This window comes from Mesorhizobium sp. BR115XR7A, assembly GCF_020165315.1.
Classification (GTDB): Bacteria; Pseudomonadota; Alphaproteobacteria; order Rhizobiales; family Rhizobiaceae; genus Mesorhizobium; species Mesorhizobium australicum.
Window position 1 is genome coordinate 18,637 of sequence record NZ_JAIUHW010000012.1, and the last position, 23,187, is coordinate 41,823.

General features: G+C 62.0%; 27 protein-coding genes. 7 read left to right on the plus strand and 20 right to left on the minus strand.

Annotated features, from left to right (window positions below; translation table 11 throughout):
* Nucleotides 1-9: 9 nt before the first annotated feature.
* From LB557_RS23750 to LB557_RS23790, 9 genes are all read right to left on the minus strand, one after another.
* A complete protein-coding gene (locus LB557_RS23750) occupies nt 10-1,089 on the minus strand; it encodes an ABC transporter ATP-binding protein (RefSeq protein ID WP_140664202.1) in 1,080 nt (359 codons plus the stop codon).
* A 41-nt stretch (nt 1,090-1,130) separates the two neighbouring features.
* Complete coding sequence (glpD, locus tag LB557_RS23755) at nt 1,131-2,657, minus strand: glycerol-3-phosphate dehydrogenase (protein ID WP_224643135.1); 1,527 nt, start codon at nt 2,655-2,657, stop codon at nt 1,131-1,133.
* Between the two features lie 126 nt (nt 2,658-2,783).
* Complete coding sequence (locus LB557_RS23760) at nt 2,784-3,551, minus strand: DeoR/GlpR family DNA-binding transcription regulator (RefSeq protein WP_015317731.1); 768 nt, start codon at nt 3,549-3,551, stop codon at nt 2,784-2,786.
* A gap of 127 nt (nt 3,552-3,678) precedes the next feature.
* Nucleotides 3,679-5,091, minus strand: a complete 1,413-nt coding sequence (locus tag LB557_RS23765; protein WP_224643136.1) for a pyridoxal phosphate-dependent decarboxylase family protein — start codon at nt 5,089-5,091, stop codon at nt 3,679-3,681.
* A gap of 114 nt (nt 5,092-5,205) precedes the next feature.
* Nucleotides 5,206-5,937, minus strand: a complete 732-nt coding sequence (locus tag LB557_RS23770; protein WP_023773863.1) for a peptidase — start codon at nt 5,935-5,937, stop codon at nt 5,206-5,208.
* Nucleotides 5,938-5,968: 31 nt separating this feature from the next.
* Nucleotides 5,969-6,760 (minus strand): transglutaminase domain-containing protein, encoded by a 792-nt coding sequence (locus tag LB557_RS23775; protein WP_224643152.1) that lies wholly within the window; start codon nt 6,758-6,760, stop codon nt 5,969-5,971.
* Nucleotides 6,761-6,824: 64 nt separating this feature from the next.
* Nucleotides 6,825-7,766: an alpha-E domain-containing protein gene (locus LB557_RS23780; protein ID WP_140821762.1), complete on the minus strand. Its 942-nt coding sequence runs from the start codon at nt 7,764-7,766 to the stop codon at nt 6,825-6,827.
* A gap of 140 nt (nt 7,767-7,906) precedes the next feature.
* Complete coding sequence (locus LB557_RS23785) at nt 7,907-9,319, minus strand: circularly permuted type 2 ATP-grasp protein (protein WP_181171261.1); 1,413 nt, start codon at nt 9,317-9,319, stop codon at nt 7,907-7,909.
* A 171-nt stretch (nt 9,320-9,490) separates the two neighbouring features.
* On the minus strand, nt 9,491-9,727 hold the full coding sequence (locus tag LB557_RS23790) for an Lrp/AsnC family transcriptional regulator (RefSeq protein WP_010909609.1): 237 nt from the start codon (nt 9,725-9,727) through the stop codon (nt 9,491-9,493).
* Between the two features lie 318 nt (nt 9,728-10,045).
* On the opposite strand from LB557_RS23790, the gene LB557_RS23795 reads away from it, so the two are divergent.
* On the plus strand, nt 10,046-10,465 hold the full coding sequence (locus LB557_RS23795) for a DUF4864 domain-containing protein (RefSeq protein ID WP_015317725.1): 420 nt from the start codon (nt 10,046-10,048) through the stop codon (nt 10,463-10,465).
* A gap of 6 nt (nt 10,466-10,471) precedes the next feature.
* Here the strand turns inward: LB557_RS23795 and tgt are convergent, their stop codons facing one another.
* The 7 genes from tgt to coaD all read right to left on the minus strand — a co-directional run bounded on the left by tgt (nt 10,472) and on the right by coaD (nt 15,051).
* A complete protein-coding gene (gene tgt, locus LB557_RS23800; protein WP_224643137.1) occupies nt 10,472-11,602 on the minus strand; it encodes a tRNA guanosine(34) transglycosylase Tgt in 1,131 nt (376 codons plus the stop codon).
* On the minus strand, nt 11,595-11,864 hold the full coding sequence (locus tag LB557_RS23805; RefSeq protein ID WP_140616328.1) for a hypothetical protein: 270 nt from the start codon (nt 11,862-11,864) through the stop codon (nt 11,595-11,597). The genes tgt and LB557_RS23805 overlap by 8 nt, the downstream gene beginning before the upstream one ends.
* The gene (gene queA, locus LB557_RS23810; RefSeq protein WP_140873767.1) at nt 11,854-12,939 is read right to left on the minus strand and encodes a tRNA preQ1(34) S-adenosylmethionine ribosyltransferase-isomerase QueA; all 1,086 of its coding nucleotides are present in this window, start codon (nt 12,937-12,939) and stop codon (nt 11,854-11,856) included. Before queA ends, LB557_RS23805 begins: the two co-directional genes overlap by 11 nt.
* Before the next feature lie 6 nt (nt 12,940-12,945).
* Nucleotides 12,946-13,395 carry a DMT family transporter gene (locus tag LB557_RS23815; RefSeq protein WP_023773870.1) on the minus strand — a complete coding sequence of 150 codons (450 nt, stop codon included), beginning with the start codon at nt 13,393-13,395 and terminating at the stop codon, nt 12,946-12,948.
* 12 nt (nt 13,396-13,407) lie between these two features.
* The gene (locus tag LB557_RS23820) at nt 13,408-13,920 is read right to left on the minus strand and encodes a peptidylprolyl isomerase (protein ID WP_015317720.1); all 513 of its coding nucleotides are present in this window, start codon (nt 13,918-13,920) and stop codon (nt 13,408-13,410) included.
* A 27-nt stretch (nt 13,921-13,947) separates the two neighbouring features.
* Nucleotides 13,948-14,442 (minus strand): peptidylprolyl isomerase, encoded by a 495-nt coding sequence (locus tag LB557_RS23825; protein ID WP_411961388.1) that lies wholly within the window; start codon nt 14,440-14,442, stop codon nt 13,948-13,950.
* A gap of 108 nt (nt 14,443-14,550) precedes the next feature.
* Nucleotides 14,551-15,051 (minus strand): pantetheine-phosphate adenylyltransferase, encoded by a 501-nt coding sequence (gene coaD / locus LB557_RS23830; RefSeq protein ID WP_015317718.1) that lies wholly within the window; start codon nt 15,049-15,051, stop codon nt 14,551-14,553.
* Between the two features lie 194 nt (nt 15,052-15,245).
* Between coaD and LB557_RS23835 the strand changes: the two genes are divergently transcribed.
* A complete protein-coding gene (locus LB557_RS23835; protein ID WP_015317717.1) occupies nt 15,246-15,398 on the plus strand; it encodes a hypothetical protein in 153 nt (50 codons plus the stop codon).
* Between the two features lie 64 nt (nt 15,399-15,462).
* Here the strand turns inward: LB557_RS23835 and gyrA are convergent, their stop codons facing one another.
* Both gyrA and LB557_RS23845 read right to left on the minus strand, forming a co-directional pair.
* Nucleotides 15,463-18,261, minus strand: coding sequence for a DNA gyrase subunit A (gene gyrA / locus LB557_RS23840; protein WP_224527805.1), 2,799 nt, complete (start codon nt 18,259-18,261; stop codon nt 15,463-15,465).
* Nucleotides 18,262-18,496: 235 nt separating this feature from the next.
* Nucleotides 18,497-19,327, minus strand: coding sequence for a helix-turn-helix transcriptional regulator (locus LB557_RS23845; protein ID WP_224643138.1), 831 nt, complete (start codon nt 19,325-19,327; stop codon nt 18,497-18,499).
* An 85-nt stretch (nt 19,328-19,412) separates the two neighbouring features.
* On the opposite strand from LB557_RS23845, the gene LB557_RS23850 reads away from it, so the two are divergent.
* The 3 genes from LB557_RS23850 (at nt 19,413) to LB557_RS23860 (ending at nt 21,082) form a co-directional block, all read left to right on the plus strand.
* On the plus strand, nt 19,413-19,946 hold the full coding sequence (locus tag LB557_RS23850; protein WP_224643139.1) for a hypothetical protein: 534 nt from the start codon (nt 19,413-19,415) through the stop codon (nt 19,944-19,946).
* 32 nt (nt 19,947-19,978) lie between these two features.
* Nucleotides 19,979-20,371 carry a VOC family protein gene (locus tag LB557_RS23855; protein ID WP_224643140.1) on the plus strand — a complete coding sequence of 131 codons (393 nt, stop codon included), beginning with the start codon at nt 19,979-19,981 and terminating at the stop codon, nt 20,369-20,371.
* An 81-nt stretch (nt 20,372-20,452) separates the two neighbouring features.
* Entirely contained in the window at nt 20,453-21,082 is a 630-nt protein-coding gene (locus tag LB557_RS23860; protein WP_015317712.1) for a MarC family protein, read from the plus strand.
* A 6-nt stretch (nt 21,083-21,088) separates the two neighbouring features.
* Here LB557_RS23860 and LB557_RS23865 read toward each other — a convergent pair whose 3' ends face one another.
* Together LB557_RS23865 and LB557_RS23870 are read right to left on the minus strand one after the other, a co-directional pair.
* Nucleotides 21,089-21,514, minus strand: a complete 426-nt coding sequence (locus LB557_RS23865) for an OsmC family protein (RefSeq protein WP_224643141.1) — start codon at nt 21,512-21,514, stop codon at nt 21,089-21,091.
* Between the two features lie 127 nt (nt 21,515-21,641).
* Nucleotides 21,642-22,166: a single-stranded DNA-binding protein gene (locus LB557_RS23870; RefSeq protein ID WP_023773877.1), complete on the minus strand. Its 525-nt coding sequence runs from the start codon at nt 22,164-22,166 to the stop codon at nt 21,642-21,644.
* Nucleotides 22,167-22,391: 225 nt separating this feature from the next.
* Here LB557_RS23870 and LB557_RS23875 point away from each other — a divergent pair, with 225 nt between their 5' ends.
* Complete coding sequence (locus tag LB557_RS23875) at nt 22,392-22,706, plus strand: ArsR/SmtB family transcription factor (protein ID WP_015317709.1); 315 nt, start codon at nt 22,392-22,394, stop codon at nt 22,704-22,706.
* Entirely contained in the window at nt 22,703-23,164 is a 462-nt protein-coding gene (locus LB557_RS23880) for an SRPBCC family protein (RefSeq protein WP_140616308.1), read from the plus strand. Before LB557_RS23875 ends, LB557_RS23880 begins: the two co-directional genes overlap by 4 nt.
* Nucleotides 23,165-23,187: the final 23 nt, after the last annotated feature.

Here is a 23,187-nt window from a genome sequence, read left to right on the forward strand (position 1 = left end):
TCGCCCTCCTCAAGCCGCCAGCTTCGGCGCGGTCACGGCCCGGCCGTGCTCGTCGAAGACCATGATGTGACGTGGATCGATGAACACTTCGACCACCGCGTCTGTCTCGAAATCCCTGATGCCATGGGTCAACATCACCCAGCGCACATCGGCAAAGTCGAGATGGATGAAGCTTTCGGACCCGGTGATTTCCGTGATGGTGACCTTCGCCCGCACCGGCACCGCGGAGGCATTGGGCCGGTCGAGCGAAAGATGGTGCGGCTGGAAGCCGACCGTATAGTTCGCATCGGCGATGCCGACGAGATCAGCGGGTACCGGCAGCTTGACGCCGCCCTCCAGCAGAAAATCCGCCCCCTTCTTGGCCAGCACGATGGTGTTGAGCGGCGGATCGGCGAAGGTCCTCGCCGTCACCAGGTCGACCGGCTTGCGGAATACGTCGATGGTCGGCCCGAACTGGGTGATGCGGCCTTCCGACAGCGTTGCCGTATTGCCGCCGAGCAGCAGGGCCTCATGTGGCTCGGTGGTGGCATAGACGAAGATGGTACCGGCGGCCGCGAATATCCTCGGCAGTTCGGCTCGCAATTCCTCCCGCAATTTGTAGTCGAGATTGGCGAGCGGTTCGTCGAGCAGCACAAGGCTGGCATTCTTGACGATGGCGCGCGCCAGCGCGGTGCGCTGCTGCTGCCCGCCCGACAGACTGAGGGGCGTGCGGTCGAGATAGGGGGTCAGTTTGAGGAGTGCCGCCGCTTCGCGCACCTGGCTGTCGATCTTGCCCTGCTCGACGCCGGCCACCTTGAGGGGTGAGGCGATGTTGTCATAGACGGTCATCGCCGGATAATTGATGAACTGCTGGTAGACCATGGCGATCTTGCGCTTCTGCACAGGCGTGCCAGTGACATTCCGGCCGTCGAACCAGACCGAGCCGGAGGTCGGCACATCGAGGCCGGCCATCAGCCGCATCAGGCTGGTCTTGCCTGAAAGTGTGGGCCCGAGCAAAACGTTGAGCGAGCCGTGCTGAAGCGTCAGCGACACGTCGCGGATGTGCTCGACCGCACCGACCGTCTTGGTGACGTTCCTCAGTTCCAGCATGACGCCTCCTCCCAGGCTTTCCGCATCAGCTCAAAACCTCTTCATTCGGCGGCCGCGACGTGCTGCCGGCTTATGCCGCGCATGAATTCATCGAGTGCCGCGACCTGCTCGCGGTTAAGATGCAGGCCGCGCTTGGTTCGCCGCCACAGCACGTCTTCCGCCGTGACAGCCCATTCGTTTTCAACGAGATAGCGCACCTCGGCTTCGTGGAGATCGCCACCGAAATTGCGGCCGAGATCGGCAATCGACTTGGCCAAGCCGAGCAGCACCTGTACACGCGTTCCATAGAGCCTCGTCAGCCGGCGCGCCAAGCGCTGGTCGAGGAAAGGATAGGCGCTTTTCAGCTTCGCCACCTGCGCATCGAAACCCGTGGCCGGAAAATCGCCGCCCGGCAGCGGCGCATCTGATGTCCACGGCTTGCCGCGCTTGCCGAGAAAACCTTCGATCTTCTCCAGCATCGATTCCGACAGCCGGCGATAAGTGGTGATCTTGCCGCCAAACGCGTTGACCAGCGGCGCGGCGCCGTCGCCGCCATCCGCCTTCAGCACATAGTCACGTGTCGCTTCCTGCGCCTTGGAGGCGCCGTCATCGTAGAGCGGACGCACGGCCGAATAGGTCCAGACGATGTCGGAACGCTTGACGGGAACCGCGAAATACTCGCTCGCCGCGGCACAGAGATAGTCGATCTCGGTGTCGCTGATCCTCACATCATGTGGGTCGCCGGGATAATCCTGGTCGGTGGTGCCGATCAGCGTGAACTCGTCCTCGTAGGGGATGGCGAAGATGATGCGACCATCCCTGTTCTGGAAGAAATAGGCGCGCGGGTCGTCGAACTTCTTGGCGATGACGATGTGGCTGCCCTGGACGAGGCGGACATTGTGCACGTCGTTGAGGCCGACGACGCCGGACAGCACGTGGTCGACCCAAGGACCCGCCGCATTGACCAGCAGCCGTGCCCTGACCTCTTCGGTCTCGCCGGTCCGCAGGTCCTCGATCTCTATCGCCCAGATTCCGCCCTCGCGGCGCGCTCCGACCACTTTGGTGCGAGTCCGGATCGTTGCGCCCCGGTCAGCGGCGTCACGAGCATTCAGCGCTACCAGCCGCGCATCGTTGACCCAGCCATCCGAATATTCGAAAGCCTTTTTGAACAGTGGCTTCAAAGGCTTGCCCGCCGGGTCGCTTGCCATGTCGAGCGTCCTGGTCGCTGGCAGCAACTTGCGCCCGCCGATGTGGTCGTAAAGGAAAAGGCCGAGCCGGATCAGCCAGGCCGGGCGCAGGCCCTTGGCATAGGGCAGCACGAAGCGCATCGGCCAGATGATATGCGGAGCGTTCTTCCACAGAACCTCGCGCTCCATCAGCGCCTCGCGCACCAGGCGGAATTCATAGAATTCGAGATAGCGCAGCCCGCCATGGATCAGCTTGGTCGAACCGGACGAGGTTCCGCTGGCGAGATCGTTCATTTCGGCGAGAAAGACCGAGAACCCGCGTCCCACGGCATCGCGGGCGATGCCGCAGCCGTTGATGCCGCCACCTATGACGAAAATGTCCCGGACTGAAGATGTGTCCACCTAGCTCCTCCACGATTTCGCATTGCACCATTTTTGCTCTTTTGCGAAACCGTGGCGGAATTATTTCGAACTCATAACGAATGTCAAACGAAATATCACACGCCTGTGAGAAGACCGTGAATTGCGTCAGCCAAGCGACGTCTCGATGAGCTGAACCTCGGCCTCCTGGCAGATCTTGCGCACGGACGGGATGTCGCAGCGATCGGTGATGAAGGTGTTGACCTGCGACAGATGGCCGATGCGCACAGGCGCCGTGCGTTCGAACTTGGTCTGGTCGGAAACCAGGATGACGTGCCTGGCGTTGGCGATGATCGCTTGCGCCACCTTCACCTCGCGGAAATCGAAATCGAGCAGCGCGCCATCATGATCGATAGCCGAGGCGCCGATGACAGCGTAGTCGACCTTGAACTGCCTGATGAAATCGACCGCCGCTTCGCCGACAACACCCCCGTCGGAGCCGCGCACCACGCCGCCCGCAATCACCACCTCGATCGAGGGATAGATGCGCATCCTATTGGCAACATTGATGTTATTGGTGATGACCATCAGGCCGTCATGATCGAGTAGCGCCTTGCTGACCGCCTCCGTCGTGGTGCCGATGTTGATGAACAGCGAGGCGTTGTCGGGAATCAATCTGGCCGCCGCGCGGCCTATCGCTTCCTTCTCGTCGGCCGCGATCTTGCGCCTGGCTTCATACTCCATGTTCTCGATACCGGACGGGAACAAGGCGCCGCCATGGACTCGCGAAAGCAGCCGCTGGTCGCACAAATCGTTGAGGTCCTTGCGTATGGTCTGCGGCGTCACGTTGAAATGCGTGGCCAGGTCATCAACCAGCACGCGGCCGTTGTCCTTGGCCATCTGGATGATCTCGGCATGGCGCGGCGACAGATACATAAGGCAAGCTCCCGTTTTCGTTTTTCTTGCTTATAATAGAAAACGAAACCGATGAAAAGGTGCAAGCCGGCTAACGAAATCTGATGATTGTACGGGTGAACCTCGGTGCCACCTTCATCCAGCCTTTTCAGGCCGTGGCACGCGCAATTTCGGTAATGGCGGTGAAAGCGGCATCGACGTCTCCCGCCTCCGCGTCGAACTGGCCGACCTGGAAGCGGATCGCCACCTTTCCATCGACCTTCGTTTGCGTCAGGTAGATGCGGCCATCGTCGTTGATCGCATTGACGAGCCGCAGATTGTGCTCGTCGGCATCGGCGCCCGAGGCAGCCTTGTGCCGGAACGAAAACAGCGACAGCATCGGCTCGGTGACGATCTCGAAATCCACCTCCCTTGCCAGCCGTGCGGCAAGGCCCTCGCTCCAGGCGACATGGTTGCGGATCATCGTCCGCAGGTTTTCCAGTCCATGCGCACGCAGCAGAAACCAAAGCTTCAGCGCCCGAAAGCGCCGACCAAGCGGCACCGACCATTCGGAATAGTTGATGATGCCGTCGCGGCCATGTGTCTTGAGGAATTCGGGCTTGATGGCCAGCGTGCGAACGAGGTCCTCGGGCTGGCGAATGAATTGCATCGAGCAGTCGAATTGCGCGCCCAGCCATTTGTGGGGGTTGAAGACGATGGAATCCGCCAGCTCGGCGCCAGCCCAGAAATGCCGGTACTCCGGACAGATCATCGCCGACCCGGCCCAGGCGGCATCGACATGCAGGTAGAGCCCATGCCGACCGGCGACCGCCGCAACTGCTGCAATATCGTCCGTGCCCCCGGTGCTGGTGCCGCCGACGCTGGCGATGATGCCGGCGGGCAACATGCCGGCCGCGCGGTCGGCGACGATTGCCGCGTCGAGTGCGGCCGCATCCATGGCGCGAAAACGGCCGGCGACCGGAATGCGCACGAGATTGTCCTCGCCTATGCCTGACACCCAGATCGCCCGATCGATCGAAGTGTGCACCTGGTCAGAGGAATAGATGCGCAACCGGCCCTGCCCGGCCAATCCTTTTTTGTTGCCTTGCCAGTCCAGCGCCCGCTCGCGCATGGTCAACACCGCGTTGAGTGTCGCCGACGAGGCCGAATCCTGGATAACGCCGGAGAATCCTTCCGGCAGGCCGAGCGCCTGGCGCATCCAGTCGACGGTCCGCATTTCAAGCTCGGTCGCCGCCGGCGAGGTCTGCCAGAGCATGCATTGCGCGGCCATCGCCGACACCAGATATTCAGCCACCACCGAGACCGGCGCCGCGTTGGCCGGGAAATAGGCGAAGAAGCGCGGGTGCTGCCAATGCGTCATCCCCGGCACGATCTTCTCTTGGAAATCGGCGAAAATCCTGTCCATCGACTCCGCGTCTTCGGGCGGCGACGCCTCGATGCTCCTGAAAATATCGCCCGGTTCGATCAGCGGCCGCACCGGCCGCTCACGCAAATTGTTGCGATAGTCGGCGCCCCAATCGGCGGCGCGTTGCGACCATTGCCGGAAATCATCATTGTTCATCTTGTCCTCCCGACAGGATCATTCGCTGCCGGTGTAGCCGCCGGCTCCTCAAGATCGGATATTAGTCGCCATGTGAAATATTTGAAGCCGCCGGCGGGCTGCGAGATATGCGGACTAGCCAGGAAAATCCGGCAGGCTGGCGAAGGCCGTCTTCAGCGCATTCGACCATCCATCGGAGATCGTGCGATAATACTGGTCGTCCTGGCCGATCCGCTTCTTAAGGCCGACCTGAAAGGCGTCCTGCTCCAGGAAAAGCAGGTCGAGCGGCAGGCCGACCGACAGGTTCGACTTCAGCGTCGAATCGAACGACACCAGAAGCAGTTTCACCGTCTCGGCCAGGCTCATCGTCTTTTCGTAGGCGCGAATGATGATCGGCTTGCCGTACTTGGTTTCTCCGATCTGGAAGAACGGCGTGTCCTCGGTCGACTCAATGAAATTGCCTTCGGGGTAGATCATGAACAGGCGTGGCGGGCTGCCCTTGATCTGCCCGCCGAGGATGAAGGAGGCATTGAAATAGGAATCGGCCTTCTCGCCCGCGGGCGACGATTGCGCGATCACTTCCTTCACCGTGTCGCCGAGCAGCCGCACCGTCTGGTACATGGATGGCGTCTCGAGCAGCTTCTCATGGCGGTCGGTCACCGCCTTGGTGCGCTCGTCGAGCAGGCTGACCACGGCCTGTGTCGTCGCCAGGTTGCCGGCCGACATCAGCACGATGACGCGCTCGCCCGGCTGTTCCCAGACATGCATCTTCTTGAAGGTCGAGATCGAATCCATACCGGCGTTGGTACGCGTGTCCGACATGAACACGAGCCCGCGATCGATCTTGAGGCCGACGCAATAGGTCATGGAATCTCTTAAGGCGGTAATCCCTGGGGGATTACTGCTCTACCGTGACGGTGACCGCAAGCAGTTCTTCCGCCTGTCCCAGTCGAATTCCCGACACCGGCGAAGCGTCACGGTAGTCACGACCGGTGGCCACCTTCACATAGCGTTCGTCGGGAGAAATACCGTTGGCGGGGTCGAAGGCAACCCAGCCGAGCCCCGCGACATGCGCTTCGGCCCAGGCGTGGCTTGCAGCCTGCTCCACCGCATCCATCATCAGATAGCCGCTGACATAGCGGGCCGGAAATCCCATGGCGCGCGCGGCGGCGGCAAAGATGTGGCTATGGTCCTGGCAGACTCCGGTTTTCAGTACCAAAGCTTCCTCGGCCGAGGTCGTCGCATTGGTTGTTCCCGGTGTGTAGGCGACGCGCTCACCAATGGCGGCCATCAGCCGGTGCAGCCTGTCAAGGTCGGTGCCCTTGCCGACCGCCTCGGTAAGATCACGGATGCCGCCGCCTATCATGGTCAAAGCGGTCTCCTGCGCGAACAACCAGAGTGGCGCGAAGCCCTGATGAGGCCCGCAAACACCCGATGTATCGCGCGTCACCACCTCGCCCAACGCTTCGACTGTGATGAAGTCGTGGTCACCCTCGACGCTCAACAGCCTGTTGTCGTTGCCGTAATGATCGGTAAATCGCACTTCCTCGCGCGCACCGTCGACCTTCAGCGCCCAGGACAGCACGGTCTGAGTCGGCCCGCTCACGGGAAGCAGCCGCAGCCTCTGGAGCAGATACTGCACCGGTGCGTCGTAGCGGTACTCAGTCCGGTGCGTTATTTTCAGCCGCATGGCCATCTTCCGTTCGCGTGCATGATCTCTAGCGAAAAACGACATCCACTTCCCGGCATCATGCTCAATAAAACCTGTAGTCCTGCGCGATCTCGTCGCCGAGCCTGGTGTTGTCGCGAATGAACCCGGCCAGGAACTCGTGCAGCCCGGCATCGAATATGTCCTTGATCGATCCTGCTTGCAGCATTGCCTGCGTCTTTTGCGCCGTCGCATGGCAGGCATGGCGCTCGCCATAGTCGTCGCCCAGGAACTTCAGATGCTCTGCCAGGAAGCGATAGCAGAAGGTCAGCGATCGCGGCATGCGGACGTTGAGAATCAGGTAGTCGGCGATGTTGGTCGGCTTATAGTCGGCATCATAAACCCAGCGATACGAGCGATGCGCCGACACCGAGCGCAGGATCGATTCCCACTGATAGTTGTCGAGCGTCGAGCCGACCCAGGAGATCGACGGCAACAGCACGTAGTATTTCACGTCGAGGATGCGCGCGGTGTTGTCGGCGCGCTCGACATAGGTGCCGAGCTGCGAGAAATCGAAGATCTCGTTGCGCAGCATGGTGCCGTAAAACGAGCCGCGGATCAGCGCGGTCTCGCGCTTGATCGCGTCGAGCACGTTGGGCAGGTCGCGCTCATCGATCGGCCTCGCCAGCATCCGTTTCAGCGCCATCCAGGCTTCGTTGATGCTCTCCCATGTCTCGCGCGTCAGCGCGGTGCGCACCATGCGCGCATTGTTGCGGGCGGTCTCGATCGACGACATCGTGCTCGATGGGTTCGACGTGTCGCGCAAGAGGAAATCAGAGACATTGGCGGCGGTATAGTCCGGGTATTTCTGCTTGAAGGTGATATCGGAGCCGGCGCTGAGCAGCACCGAATTCCACTCCTCCGACGCGCTCTGGGTGCGAGTGAGCGCCATGCGCAGCCCGGCGTCGACCAGCCGCGCCATGTTTTCCGCCCGCTCAATATAGCGGTTCATCCAGTAGAGCCCGTTGGCGGTGCGGCCGAGAAGCATGGGAAGGCCCTTGGGCTAGTGAGTAGGGATTAGTGAGTAGTCAGTAGTAAATAGTTGAATCCATATGAGATATGGCATGCGCTTTCCCTCTGTAGCTGACTACTCACTACTCACTAATCGCTGATCCCTACCGGCTCAGCTCAATCATCCAGCACCCAGGTATCTTTCGTCCCGCCGCCCTGGGAGGAGTTCACCACCAGTGAGCCTTCCTTCAGCGCGACCCGCGTCAGCCCGCCGGGCACGATCTGGATGCGATCCGAGACCAGTACGTAGGGCCTGAGATCGACATGGCGCGGCGCCAGCCCCTTTTCAGTCAGGATCGGACAGGTCGAGAGCGCGAGCGTCGGCTGGGCGATGTAATTAGACGGTTTGGCCTGCAGCTTCTTGGCGAAATCCTGACATTCCTTCTTGGTCGCCGCCGGTCCGACCAGCATGCCGTAGCCGCCGGAACCATGCACTTCCTTGATGACCAGTTCGTGGATGTGCTCGAGCACGTATTTCAGGCTGTCCGGTTCCGAACAGCGCCAGGTCGGGATGTTGCCGAGGATCGCCTTGCGGCCGGTGTAGAATTCGACAATCTCGGGCATATAGGAATAGATCGCCTTGTCGTCGGCGATACCCGTGCCAGGCGCATTGGCGATGGTGATATTGCCGGCGCGATAGACATCCATGATGCCGGGTATGCCAAGCGCTGAATCCGGCCTGAAGGTCAGCGGATCGAGGAAGGAATCATCGACGCGGCGGTAAAGCACGTCGATCTGCTTGTAGCCTTCGGTGGTGCGCATCGCGACATGGCCGTCGACGACGCGCAGGTCCTGGCCCTCCACAAGCTGCACACCCATCTGGTCGGCAAGGAAAGCGTGTTCGAAATAGGCGGAATTGAAACTGCCCGGCGTCAGCACCGCGATGGTCGGGGCACCCTCGGTGTTCTGCGGCCGCACGGCCGCCAGCGACTGGCGCAGCAGCTGCGGGTAGTTCTCCACTGGCCGCACCTTGATCTTCTGGAACAGCTCGGGGAACAGCTGCATCATCGTTTCGCGGTTCTCCAGCATGTAGGAGACACCGGACGGCGTGCGCGCATTGTCTTCCAGAACGTAGAACTCGTCCTCGCTGATGCGAACGATGTCGACGCCGATAATGTGGGTATAGACGCCGGCCGGCGGCCGCACGCCGATCATCTCCGGCAGGAAGGCCTCATTCCTGGCGATGAGATCCCTTGGGACGCGGCCGGCGCGCAGGATTTCTTGGCGATGGTAGATGTCGTCGAGGAAGGCGTTCAGCGCCTGGACGCGCTGCTCGATGCCTTGCGTCAGGCGCCGCCACTCATTGCCTGAAATGATGCGAGGGACGATGTCGAACGGGATCAGCCGTTCGGAGGCTTCCTGTTCGCCGTAGACGGCGAAGGTAATGCCCGTCTTGCGAAAGACGCGTTCGGCGTCCTGCATCTTCTCGGTAAGCCTGGCTGGATCCTGCTCCTTCAGCCAGCGATCGTAAGCCGAATACGGTCTTCTCAATCCGGAGACTTCCGGAAGCATTTCATCGAACGCTGCCAATCGCATACTCCCCTGTGAAGCCATTTCACTGGCGTCGCGGGAGAAAATCAAGCGCAATCGGTGATTTGGGGGAAGCGGACGATCAGTATGTTGCGGCTGCCCAAAATTAAGGCAGCCCAAATACGAGCTTGATCAGCCTTTGCCTCGTGCCGGGGCAACTGACTCGCACTGTTAGAAGGCGCGGAAGGTGACGACGGTGAACGTGTCCTTGATGCCGGGAAGAATCTGCACCTTCTCGTTGACGAAATGGCCGACGTCTTCTTCGTCGTCGACATAGAATTTGGCGAGCAGATCGTAGTTGCCGGCGGTGGAGTAGATTTCCGAGGCGATCTCGGCGTCGGCAAGCGCGCTGGCAACCTCATAGGATTTGCCCAGCTCGCATTTGATCTGCACGAAAAAGGCCTTCATGGCTTCGTCCCGCTAAACTTCCAGGTCCAAGCGGCCCTTCTGGCAGACTGGAGGCAGCCTTTCAAGCACTGGAATGCGCGCTTAGCCGGCGCGGGGTCCCGGCCACCGCCTCGCGCGGCCCCGCAACCGGCATGCCGTGCTTGCAGAGCCTGCCGCCGATCACCAGCGCGGGCATGCCCTGCAATATCGTTCGTGCATGGCTTCTGCACCGAGGCGCGACGAATATTGGCGGCCGCTGAAACCGTGAGGCGCCTGGCACGTATGTTAGGATGTCTCCTGGAACTTCTGGAGGCGGTTCGAGGACGGTGGAGACAAGCCATGCGCCGCGGCTTTTTCGCATTCGCGTTCGTTTCGCTCATGCTGGCTTTCCAGGCGTCTGCCGGAGATGCCGAGATCAAGGCTGGTCAGGCCGTCATCGACAGTCAGTTGAAGGCCCTCATCGCCGATGACGGCGCCAAGGCGTACAGCTTTGCCGCCCCAAACGTGAAGCAGATATTCCCGACCGTCGATGCCTTCATGAATATGGTGACCAACGGCTACCCGCCTGTGCGCAAACCCCAGTCCTATGCTTTCGGCAAGGTCGAGCAGACTGGTCCCGGTTCGATCGTCCAGCAAGTGCTGATCGTCGGCCCCGACGGCAAGGACTACGAGGCGGTCTACACGCTGCAGCAGCAGCCTGACGGCACATTCCAGATCACCGGCTGCAGCCTGCGGGCGTCGAACTCGCTCAGCACCTGAACGGGTCTACAGCGCCGGGATATCGCCCCTCGCCCAACCCTCTGATATCTCGGCCCCGCGTGCCTCGAAGCCGCCGGTCTCGATCGCGGCGCGGATATCCTGCATAAGCTTTTGGTAATACGAAAGATTGTTCCAGGTCAGCAGCATCGCGCCGAGCGCCTCCTGCGAGCGCACCAGATGGTGCAGATAGGCACGCGAATAATCCCTGGCTGCCGGGCAGTCGCTCTCTTCATCGAGCGGGCGCGCATCGTCGGCATGGCGGGCGTTGCGCAGGTTGACCTTGCCGCGCCTAGTATAGGCCAGCCCGTGCCGGCCGGCGCGCGTCGGCATCACGCAATCGAACATGTCGATGCCGCGGGCAACCGATTTCAGGATATCGTCCGGGGTTCCCACGCCCATCAGATAGCGTGGCTTGTTATCTGGCAGTTCGGGACAGGTGATGTCGAGCATATCGAGCATCACCGCCTGCGGCTCGCCGACGGCCAAGCCGCCGACAGCATAGCCCTTGAGCTCCATCGCGCTCAGCGCCTGTGCCGAGCGCACCCTGAGCGCCGCGTTGTCACCACCCTGCACGATGCCGAACATCGCTTTGCCCGGCTGGTCGCCGAACGCCGTCTTGCAGCGCTCCGCCCAGCGCAGCGACAGTTCCATGGCGCGCTCGATCTCCTTGATCTCGGCCGGCAACGCGGTGCATTCGTCGAGTTGCATGTGGATGTCGGAATCGAGCAGACCTTGAATTTCGATCGAGCGCTCCGGCGACATCTCGTAGGCCGCACCATCGATGTGAGAGCGGAAGGTGACGCCCTTTTCCGTCAGCTTCCTCAGCTTCGACAGCGACATCACCTGAAAACCGCCGCTGTCGGTCAGGATCGGGTGCGGCCAGCGGGCGAATTCGTGCAGACCGCCGAGCCGCGCCACGCGCTCGGCCCCGGGCCGCAGCATCAGGTGATAGGTGTTGCCCAGGATGATGTCGGCACCAACGCCGCGCACCTGGTCCATGTACATGGCTTTGACCGTGCCACCGGTGCCGACCGGCATGAAGGCCGGCGTGCGGATTTCGCCGCGCGGCATGTCGATCAGGCCGCGCCGCGCCTTGCCATCGGTCGCCAACACCCTGAAGGTGAAATTCTCAGCCATTGAACTCCTTGTCGAATACCGGCGCATCCGGCGCCTGCTCGTCGAGCGACTGACGGTATTGGATGCAGCCGCGCATGAATTTTGGCCAGGGCGGCACCGCGATTGACGGCTCGGTCCTTTCCGGCAGCAGGTCCCACAGATCGGGGTGATGCCAGCAGAGGTCATGACCTGATGTATCGCGGTGCGCGCGAATGCCGGCGCGCAGCCTTTTCACTTCCGCGATCAGCCTGTCGCGGTCGAAGGTTTGCAGATCATCGTCCATCGTTCTCCTCCCTGAACAGAAGACTGGCGTCTCCATAGGAATAGAACCTGTAACCGCTCTCGATGGCATGCGCATAGGCGGCACGCATCGTGTCGAGGCCACTGAAAGCCGAGACCAGCATGAACAGCGTCGAGCGCGGCAGATGGAAGTTGGTCATCAGCATGTCGGCCGTGCGAAAGCGGTAGCCGGGCGTGATGAAGATGTCGGTCGGTCCGGACCATGGCGCCAGCGTGCCGTCCTCACGCGCCGCACTCTCGAGCAGGCGCAGCGAGGTCGTACCGACGGCAATGACGCGCCCGCCCCTCGCCTTCGCCGCATTGAGCGCATCGGCGGTCGCCTGGCTGACCGAGCCGATCTCGGCATGCATCTTATGGTCCGCGGTATCGTCCGCCTTGACCGGCAGGAACGTACCGGCGCCCACATGCAAGGTGACGAAGCGGCGTTCGACCCCTTTGGCGTCCAGCGCCGCGAAAAGCGCCGGCGTGAAGTGCAGGCCCGCGGTGGGCGCCGCTACCGCGCCTTCTTCCCGGGCATAGATGGTCTGGTAGTCGGCACGATCGCGCTCGTCGTCATCGCGCTTCGAGGCGATGTAGGGCGGTAGTGGAATGTGGCCGACCGCGTGCAGCGCTTCGTCGAGGAAAGGACCGGATAGATCAAAGCCGAGCAGCGCTTCGCCGCCCTCGCCTTTTTCGATCACGGTGGCGTCGAGTTGGCCGAGGAAACAGGAATTGCCGTCATGGCCGAAATGGATGCGGTCGCCGGCGGCAATGCGCTTGCCCGGCCGCATGAAGGCCAGCCAGCGGTCCGGCGCCATGCGCATGTGCAGCGTGGCCTCGACTTGCGACTGTGCTTCGCCGCGCCGCCTGATCCCTTTCAACTGCGCCGGAATGACCTTGGTGTCGTTGAAAACCAGCACGTCGCCAGCACGGAGCAACGATGGCAGATCGCCAACCGTCCTGTCCACCAGCCCCTTGCCTGGCTTGACCACCAGCATTTTGGCGCTGTCGCGCGGTTCTGCCGGGCGAAGCGCGATGCGCTCCTCCGGCAGGTCGAAGTCAAAGAGGTCGACGCGCATCGGGACTCAAAACAGCCGAACGAGCAGCGCTCCGGCCAGCAGAAGCACCGCGCCGGCGACGCGGCCGAGCGAGATTTCACGCACGGCGACCCCAAGGAAGCCGACGCGGTCGATGAGCATACCCGCAAGCAGCTGGCCGGCCACCAGGAACGCCATCAGCGCGGCCGCGCCGATGCGCGGCGTCAGGATCGTCGAAAGCGTGACATAGAAGCCGCCAAGCATGCCGCCGGCGACAAACAACCAGGGCGCGGGCGCCTTCCAGTCAAGCGAGATGCCCTGCAGCTTCACCACCGTGACGGAGATGATGCCAAGCACGACCGCGCCCGACAGGAACGAAAACGCGGCCGCCGCGACCGGGAGACCCAAGCCGCGCGCAAGCTGCGAATTGATCGGCGCCTGGATGGCAATGAAGGCGCCGGACAGGATGCCGAGAAGCGACCAGACGACGCCCATCATTGTCGTTTGTCCTTACTTGACGTCGGCCGCGACCTTTAGGGACACGATCTTGTCGGGATCCTGCACCGGCTCGCCGCGCTTGATCTTGTCGACATTGTCCATGCCCTCGATGACCTGGCCCCAGACCGTGTACTGGCGGTTGAGGAACGCGGCGTCGTCGAAGCAGATGAAGAACTGCGAATTGGCCGAGTTCGGGTTCTGCGAACGAGCCATCGAGCAGGTGCCGCGGCCGTGGTTCGCGTTGGAGAACTCGGCCTTCAGGTCAGGCTTTTCCGAGCCGCCCATGCCGGCGCGAGACGGCGCGAAGCTGGGCTTGCTGGAATTGCCGAATTTCACGTCGCCGGTCTGCGCCATGAAGCCTTCGATGACGCGGTGGAAAACGACGCCGTCATAGGCGCCTTCACGCGCCAATTCCTTGATGCGGGCGACATGGCCAGGAGCCAAATCGGGAAACAGTTCGATGACGACCTTGCCCTTGGTCGTTTCCATGATGAGCGCGTTCTCGCGGTCCTTGATCTCAGCCATGTCAGATATCCTTTTGTAAAAATGAAACTATTTGTCGGCGGCGATGCGCACTTTGATCATCCGGTCGGGATCGATGACCGTGCCATTGTCCGCCTCGTCGCCCTTCTTGATCTTGTCCACCAGGTCCATGCCGCTGACGACATTGCCGACAATCGTATACTGGCCATCGAGCGGCGGCGCCGGTGCGAACATGATGAAGAACTGCGAATTGGCGGAGTTCGGATCCTGCGAACGGGCCATGCCGACCACGCCGCGCTTGTAATGCTCGGCCTGCGAGAACTCGGCAGGCAGGTCGGGCAGGTCGGAGCCGCCGGTGCCGACGGCCTGGGCATTGAAGCCCTTATTCATGTTGCCGAACTTGACGTCGCCGGTCTGCGCCATGAAGCCATCGATGACACGGTGGAATGCGACATTGTCGTAGGCATGGTCACGCACCAGCTTCTTGATCTGCGCGACATGCTTGGGCGCCAGATCGGGGCGCAGCGCGATGGTCACGTCGCCATCTTTCAGCGTGATGATCATCGTGTTTTCCGGATCTGCGGCATAGGCCGAGACCGATGCGGTCACGAGACCGGCGAGCACAACAAGGAATGAGGCAAGCCTTTTGAGCTGCATGAGGGTTCTCCGAGCTTATTTCGCGAATTTTGCGGTGAGCGCGCCGGCCACGGCCGCCGGCACGAAGGGGCGGATGTCGCCGCCCATCGAGGCTATCTGGCGCACAAGTGTGGCGGTAATGGTGCGCACCGACGGGCTGGCGGGCAGGAAAACCGTCTGCAATTCAGGCGCCATGGTTTCGTTCATGCCGGCCATCTGCATTTCGTAGTCGAGGTCGGTGCCGTCGCGCAGACCGCGGATCATGATCGAGGCGCCTTCTCTCCTGGCCGCATCGATCACCAGCCCATCGAAGGCAACCACCTTGATGCGGGCGCCATCGCGGCCGAATTCGGCCTTCGCGGCGGCTTCGATCAACTGCACCCGATCCTCGAACGAAAACAGCGGCTTCTTGCCCGGATGAATGCCGATCGCGGCATAAACAATGTCGGCAACCGCCAGCGACGCTTTCAGCACATCGAGATGGCCGTTGGTCAGCGGGTCGAAGGAGCCGGCATAAAGGGCGATGCGTTCGGTCATGGCGGAGCTTCTAGCGAGCCTCTATCACAAAGGCAAATCCGATTGGCAGGCGGCCCATGAACCTTTTCCGGCGCATGAACGACAGATGAACACGCTGATCACGAAGCCTTCACGCAGCGTTCACTAGGCTGCACCCTTAATAAGATGAAACCAAAGTCCCATATATCCGTTGTAAGGCGCAGGAGAACACGCACATGCTGATCTACATGCTCGCCACCGCAATGACCGTCGCCATGCTGATCGCCACAGTATTCGGGCTGCATCAGGAAGCACAGCGCATCCGCGTCAAGGCCACCACCAAGCGCTTCGAAGGCTTTGGCCTGCGCAAGCCGTATCGCCACTACTAAGACAGTCCGCAACGCTGCCGCGCCGGCCGACAGGCCGGCGTTGCTATGTCAAACGTACCAGGAACTATTCGGCGTTGTCCGGACCGCTGTCATTCGAATCCGGCCCCGCGCCACCCTCGACGGCCTCTTCCACTTCCTCGTCCGATTGCGGCTCCGAAATCCGCTCGACCGAAACCACCTTTTCACCTTCAGCCGTGTTGAAGATGGTCACGCCCTTGGTGGCGCGGCTAGCGAAACGGATGCCGTTAACGGGTACCCGGATGACGGTGCCGCCATCCGACACCAGCATGATCTGATCGTCATTGCCGACCGGGAAGGTTGCCACCAGCTGGCCGATTTCGGCTGCCTTGGACACGTCGGTGGCACGGATGCCCTTGCCGCCGCGGCCGGTCAGGCGGAAGTCGTAGGACGACGAGCGCTTGCCGTATCCATATTCGGTCACCGTCAGCACGTACTGCTCATGCGCCTTGAGGAATTCGTAGCGGTCGTCTGGAAGCTCGGTCTCCTCGCCGATCTCCTCATTGGTGAGCGCGATCTCTTCTTCCTCTCCGGCCGTCTCGGCGGCAAGCCGCCGTTCCGACGCCGCCCGCTTGAGGTAAGCGGCGCGTTCCGCCGGTGAAGCATTGACATGCTCGATCACCGACATGGAGATGATGCGGTCGGTTTCAGCCATGGTTATGCCGCGAACGCCGACGGAATTGCGGCTCTGGAATACGCGCACGTCGCCGACGGAGAAGCGAATGCACTGGCCCGAATTCGCCGTCAGAAGCACGTCGTCATTGTCGGTGCAGGTCTCGACGCCGAGAATTTCGTCGCCCTCCTCCTCCAGCTTCATGGCGATCTTGCCGTTGCGATTGACCTGGACGAAGTCGGACAATTTGTTGCGGCGCACGGTGCCGCGCGTCGTGGCGAACATCACGTCGAGATCGCCCCAGCTCGTCTCGTCCTCGGGCAGCGGCATGATCGTGGTGATGCGCTCGCCCTGCTCCAGCGGCAGCATGTTGATCAGCGCCTTGCCGCGTGACTGTGGGTTGCCGATCGGCAGCCGCCAGACCTTTTCCTTGTAGACGATGCCGCGCGAGGAGAAGAACAGCACCGGCGTGTGGGTGTTGGCCACGAACAGCCGGGTGACGAAATCCTCTTCCTTGGTCGACATGCCGGAGCGGCCCTTGCCGCCGCGGCGCTGCGCCCGATAGAGCGACAGCGGCACGCGCTTAATGTAGCCGGAATGGCTCACCGTCACGACCATGTCCTCGCGCTGGATCAGATCCTCGTCTTCCATGTCCGCGCCGCCATCGGTGAGCTCGGTGCGGCGTGGCGTGCCGAATTCGTCGCGCACGGCGGCGAGCTCGTCCTTGACGATCTGCTGGATGCGCGCGCGCGACGACAGAATGTCGAGGTAGTCCTTGATCTCGTCGCCGATCGTATTCAACTCATCGGCGATTTCGTCGCGGCCAAGCGCGGTCAGGCGCTGCAGGCGCAGTTCGAGGATGGCGCGCGCCTGTTCCTCGGACAGATTGTAGGTGCCGTCCTCGTTGATACGATGGCGCGGATCGTCGATCAGGAGGATCAACGATTCAACGTCACCCGAGGGCCAGCGCCGCTCCATCAACTGCTCGCGCGCCGTCTGCGGGTCCGGCGCGGTACGGATCAGCTTGATGACCTCGTCGATGTTGGCGACGGCGATGGCCAGGCCAACCAGCACATGGGCGCGGTCCCGCGCCTTGCGCAGCAGGAACTTCGTCCGCCGGCTGATCACCTCCTCGCGGAAGGTGACGAACGCCTTCAGCATGTCGGTCAGGTTCAGCAGTTCCGGTTTGCCGCCGTTCAGAGCCACCATATTGGCGCCGAAAGAGGTCTGCAGCGGCGTGAACCGGTAGAGCTGGTTGAGGACGACGTCGGCAACGGCGTCGCGCTTGAGCTCGATGACGACCCGATAGCCCTGGCGGTCGCTTTCGTCGCGGATGTCGGAAATGCCCTCGACGCGCTTGTCGCGCACCAGTTCGGCCATCTTCTCGATCATCGAGGCCTTATTCACCTGGTAGGGAACCTCGGTGATGATGATCGATTCGCGGTCATTGCCGCGCTGTTCGATGTTGACCTTGCCGCGCATGACGATGGAGCCGCGGCCGGTGGAATAGGCGCTGTAGATGCCGGAACGGCCAAGCACGATGCCGCCGGTCGGGAAATCGGGGCCCGGAATGATCTCCATCAGCGCCGGCAGGTCGATCGCCGGATTGTCGATGACGGCAATAGCGGCGTTGCAGACTTCACCGAGATTGTGCGGCGGGATGTTGGTGGCCATGCCGACGGCAATGCCGCCCGAACCATTGACCAGCAGATTGGGAAAGCGCGCCGGCAGAACCTTAGGCTCGGTGTCCGAAGCATCATAAGTGTCCTGGAAATCGACGGTATCCTTGTCGATGTCCTCCAACAGCTCGTGCGCGACCTTGGTCAGGCGCGATTCGGTGTAGCGCATCGCCGCCGGCGGATCGCCGTCGATCGAACCGAAATTGCCCTGCCCGTCGATCAGCGGCACGCGCAACGACCAGTCCTGCGCCATGCGCACCAGGGCGTCATAGATCGAGGCGTCGCCATGCGGATGGTATTTACCCATCACGTCGGCTACGGGGCGCGCCGATTTCACATATTTGCGGTTCCAGTGGTAGCCGCTCTCATGGGCGGCATAGAGGATACGACGGTGCACCGGCTTCAGGCCGTCGCGCACATCGGGCAGCGCACGGCTGACGATCACGCTCATGGCGTAATCGAGATAGGAGCGCTGCATCTCCTCGATGATGGATATCGGCTCGATGCCGCTGGGGCCGCCGTCTGTGCCGCGCGGTGTCTTCTGGTCGGTCAAATCGGATCACAATCTAATCAGGAATCACTCGCTGCTTATATAGGAAGCGAGGCCGAAACTCCAATGTTCGCGGCACTTTTCCAGTGTCAATTTTGGTGGTAATTTCAAATGGATACCACTGATTGCGACGATATGGCCAAGGCGCTTTCGCCGCCACCAAGGCAAAAGCCGGCAATGGACCGTTTTCCCCAGACGAACGCCGCGAGCGCGATCAATTGGACCTCGTGGCAACTTTTCAGCGGCTGCCAACCCGCCCGGACCGATACCGGCCCGGCGTCTCGCCCATGACCCGCCGAAACCGGCGGTTGAAAGTCGACAGATCGTTGAAGCCGGCTTCGAAAGCAATTGCCGAGATGGCATCGTTGGACGTGCGCAATCGCACCGCCGCGCGATGCAATCGGGTCCTGAGCAGGTACTGATAGGGCGTCATGCCGGCGACCTGCCGAAAGGTGCGCAGGAAATGATAGGGACTGGTCGCGGTCTCATCCGCCAACGCTGGAAGCGAGACCGGTCCGTCGGCATCCAGTTCGATCCGCCTCACCGCCTCGGCAACCCTTTTCTGGTCGCGGCGGCTTGGATCGCGACTGGCGTGCCTTGCGCCTGAGATTGTCGCCACGGCGGCACCGGCGATGCGCAGGGCAAGTTCCTCGAAGGCGCCTGCGTCGGCCATGTCGCGCGCGGCTTCCGCCTCGGCCAGCAGCGGTGCGATGGCGGGTAACGGCGGCAGGCGGGGCGTCTCGAAGGTGAGCTTCCCAGCGCCCGGTACGTCGGCGACGATCCGGTCCATAAAGGCCGGCCCGAAATGGAAGGAGAGGCAACGGTCGCCGCTGCCATGCTCGTGCCCGCATTCGTAGCATGTGCCGGAATTGCCAAGCAGGAGGCTGCCTGGCGCGAGCATTGCGGTGCCTTGCTGTGCGCGATAGCGGAAGGTGCCACTGGTGACCGCCGCGACGCAAAAATCCCGATGGACTTCCTCGAACGGCCGATCGCCGGCGCTGGCCGTGCAGATCACATCCGCCACGTGCCAGCCAGGTCCGGATGCAAGGGTATTCGCGGTCGCCGTCATGGCTGAAATATAGCAATTTTTCCCAAGCCCAAAACCCCGGCGGCACCTATTGCTCGCGGTCTCCTGACAAGAAGAGATCGCAGCCATGCCCGACCAATTCACATTTGCCGAAGCCTTGCACAGTCCCGGACCGATCGAAGGGCTTGCCGAAAAACTGAACCTTTACGGCCGCTTCGTCGGTGCCTGGACGTTCGACGCCGCGCGCCATCTCGAGGACGGCACGGTGCTGACCGGACGCGGCGAGGTGCACTTCGGCTGGGCGCTGGAAGGCCGCGCCATCCAGGACGTCTGGATCCTGCCCGCGCGTGACGCCGGCCCCTCGCCATCGCTTGGTAAATGGACCTTTTACGGCACGACGCTGCGGGTCTATGACCCCGGAATCGATGCCTGGCACATCTTCTGGAGCGACCCGCGCAACCAGTATTTCAGCCGTCAGCTCGGCCGCGCCGAAGGCGGCACGATCGTGCAGGTCGGCGCCGACGGCACTGGTTCCTCGGTACGCTGGAGCTTTTCGCGCATCACCGAGAATTCCTTCCGATGGCTCGGCGAGCGCTCGCATGACGGCGCGGACTGGCACCTCGAAGTCGAGTTCCTGGCGCGTCGTCAATCCGAAAGATGACCCCACAACCCTTAGTAACAATGGAGAAAACCATGTTCGATCATATCTCGATCGGCGTTCGCGACGTCACTGCCTCCAAACGTTTCTACGATGCCGCGCTGAGGCCGCTCGGCTTCACTTGCGTCAGCCAATCGTCAGGTTCGCTCGGCTATGGTGTCCAGGCTGTCGCGCCCCAGGCTGTCGCGCTGTGGGTCAACGAGGCGGCGCGCCCGGTGCCGGCGGACGAAAGATCCGGCCTGCATTTCTGCTTCGCCGCGCCGACACGGGATAGCGTCGGTGCCTTTCATGCCGGGGCGTTGCGCGAAGGCGGCAGCGACAATGGCGGACCGGGCCTGCGCGCCGACTATGGCGAGAACTATTACGCGGCCTTCGTTGTCGATCCGGACGGCTATCGCCTGGAGGCCTATTGCGGCGCTGCCGCCTAACCTGCGGTTCTGACTGTTCCCACCGACCGGGCTTTGCTCTACCAATGTGGGTACGGGCTTGGCCCGGCGGGAGGGTCAGCGATGCCGAGTTTCGACAGCCTGTTCAATGCCTTCGTCACCATTCTCGTGACCATCGATCCGCCTGGGCTGGCGCCTCTGTTCCTCGCCGTGACGCGCGGCATGAACCGCGAGGAGCGCAGCCAGGTTTCCGTGCGCGCCTCGGTCATCGGTTTTCTGGTGATGGCGCTGTTTGCGGTGGCCGGCGCATCGATCCTGTCGGTGTTCGGCATCACCTTGCCGGCGTTCCGTGTCGCCGGCGGGTTCCTGCTGTTCTTCATCGCCTTCGAAATGGTGTTCGAGCGCCGGCAGGACCGCAAGGAAAAGATCGGCGACGTCGCCATCACCAAGGACATGATCCACAACATCGCCGCCTTCCCCCTGGCGATCCCGCTGATCGCCGGCCCCGGCGCGATTTCAGCGACGGTGCTGCTCTCAGGCTCGTTTCAGGGTTTTGCGGCGCAGGCGGCCCTGGTCGGCATCATTCTTGTCTGCCTCGTCATAACCTATCTGGTATTCGTGCTGTCGGAACGCATCGACCGCATCCTCGGCCAGACCGGCCGCTCGATCCTGACCCGCCTGCTCGGGGTTATCCTGGCGGCACTGGCCGTGCAGTTCGTGGCAGATGGCATCAAGGCGCTGATGGCCTCGTAGGCCCGCTTATTTTGTGGTCGTATCGATGACTTCAAAGTCGTGGGTAATCGTCGCGGTCTTGGCCATCATGGCGGAGGCCGAGCAGTATTTTTCGATCGAAAGGTCGATTGCCCGCTTGACCTTGTCGCTGGACAGCGCCCGGCCCTTGACGATGAAATGCATATGGATGCGGGTGAACACTTTGGGATCGGTTTCGGAGCGGTCGGAATCGAGCTCGACCACGCAATCCTCGACGGCCTCGCGCCCCTTTTCGAGGATATGGACGACATCATAGGCCGAGCAGCCGCCGGTGCCGATCAGCACCAGTTCCATCGGGCTCGGTCCCGGCGTCTTGCCTTCCGGGCCTGACGCCGTGCCCAGCACGACCTTGTGGCCGCTGCTGGACTCGCCGACGAAGGTGCGCTCCTCGACCCATTTTACCCGTGCCTTCATCGCCAGTCCTCTTACGTCTCTGATCGCGCCAACGTCAGCTCAAAACCACCATGCAAAACCCCGAAAGTCCATGCGGACCCTCGGGGCATATCAAGTAAAGGCATTCGCTATTTGGTGCGGCTTTCGATCAGAACGGAATTTCGTCGTCCAGTTCGCGCGACGAACCACCGCCACCGCCGCCCCTGGGAGCGTTGCCGCCACCGCGGTTGAACCCTTCGTTCGGGCTCGACTGGCCGAAATCGGAACCACGGCTGCTGCCGCCACCGCTGTAGCCGCCAACCTGACCGCCCTCACCCTGGCCACGCGCGTCGAGCATCTGCAACTCGCCGCGGAATTTCTGCAGCACGACTTCGGTCGTGTATTTGTCGGCACCGGTCTGGTCCTGCCATTTGCGCGTCTGCAGCTGGCCCTCGACATAAACCTTCATGCCCTTCTTCAGATACTGCTCCGCCACCTTGGCGATGCCCTCATTGAAGATGACGACGTTATGCCACTCGGTCTTTTCCTTGCGCTCGCCGGAATTCTTGTCGCGCCAGCTTTCCGACGTCGCGATGCGAATGTTGACGACCGGCTCGCCCGAGTTCAGGCGGCGGATTTCAGGGTCAGCGCCGAGATTGCCGACCAGAATGACCTTGTTGACGCTACCCGCCATGATATTTCTCCGCGCTATCCGAAACAAATTTTTGTCGCAGCACCTTACAGGCTACGCACGTCAGCCGCTTGCCAAGGCTGGCTTTTCCCACAAGGTTTTTGTTCCCTTTTCGTTCCTATATGCACTGCGGCCAATTGTCAAGGAATGGCAGCAATGCCGGAACGCCGCATATGGGTCTCAAAACAGCGCTTGCCAAATCGATAAGTATCGACTTATGCTTTTGTCATGATCGAAGCAGAGATTTTCCGCGCCTTGGCCGACCCGACACGCCGCGCCGTCTTTGAGCGTCTCGCCACAAGCGAGATGAGCGTGTCGGAATTGCGCAGCGGCCTGACGGTGTCGCAACCGGCGGTGTCGCAGCATCTGGCGGTGCTGCGGGGCGCCGGCCTCGTGGTCGAGCGGCGGGCCGGCCGCAACGCCTATTATCGTGCGGATCCGCAGGGGCTTGCCCCGCTGCTCTCATGGATCGAACGCTACCGTACCTTCTGGCCGGAGCGCATCGAAAGGCTGAAGACGGTTTTGAAGGACATGGATCAATGAACAGCCAAAGCGAAGTCTCTCCCGATGCGATTGAGTTCGAATACGATCTTGCCGAGCCGCCGGAAAAGGTTTGGCGGGCGCTGACCGTGCCGGAACTGCTCGCCGCCTGGATGATGCCCAACGACATCAGGCCGCAGACCGGCAGCCGCTTTGCCTTCGCCGGTCAAGACGCGGCGATCGAATGCGAGATTCTCGATGCCGAGCCCGAACGCCTGCTGCGCTATTCCTGGCGCGAGCGGTCGGACGATGCCGCGCACCCACTCGACAGCACCGTCACCTTCACACTCGCCCGAACCGTTTCCGGCGGCACGCATCTGCGCATCGTCCATGACGGCTTTGCTCGCAAGGCGATGCCGGCCGTGGCCATGGCGGGGGCAGGCTGCCGGCTTTCGCTGCACGGGACCGGCACGCCTATAGCCGCGAACACCCCACGCCTTCTGCTGCTGCACGCGGCTTGAACACGGAAAATTGGAGACAGAAA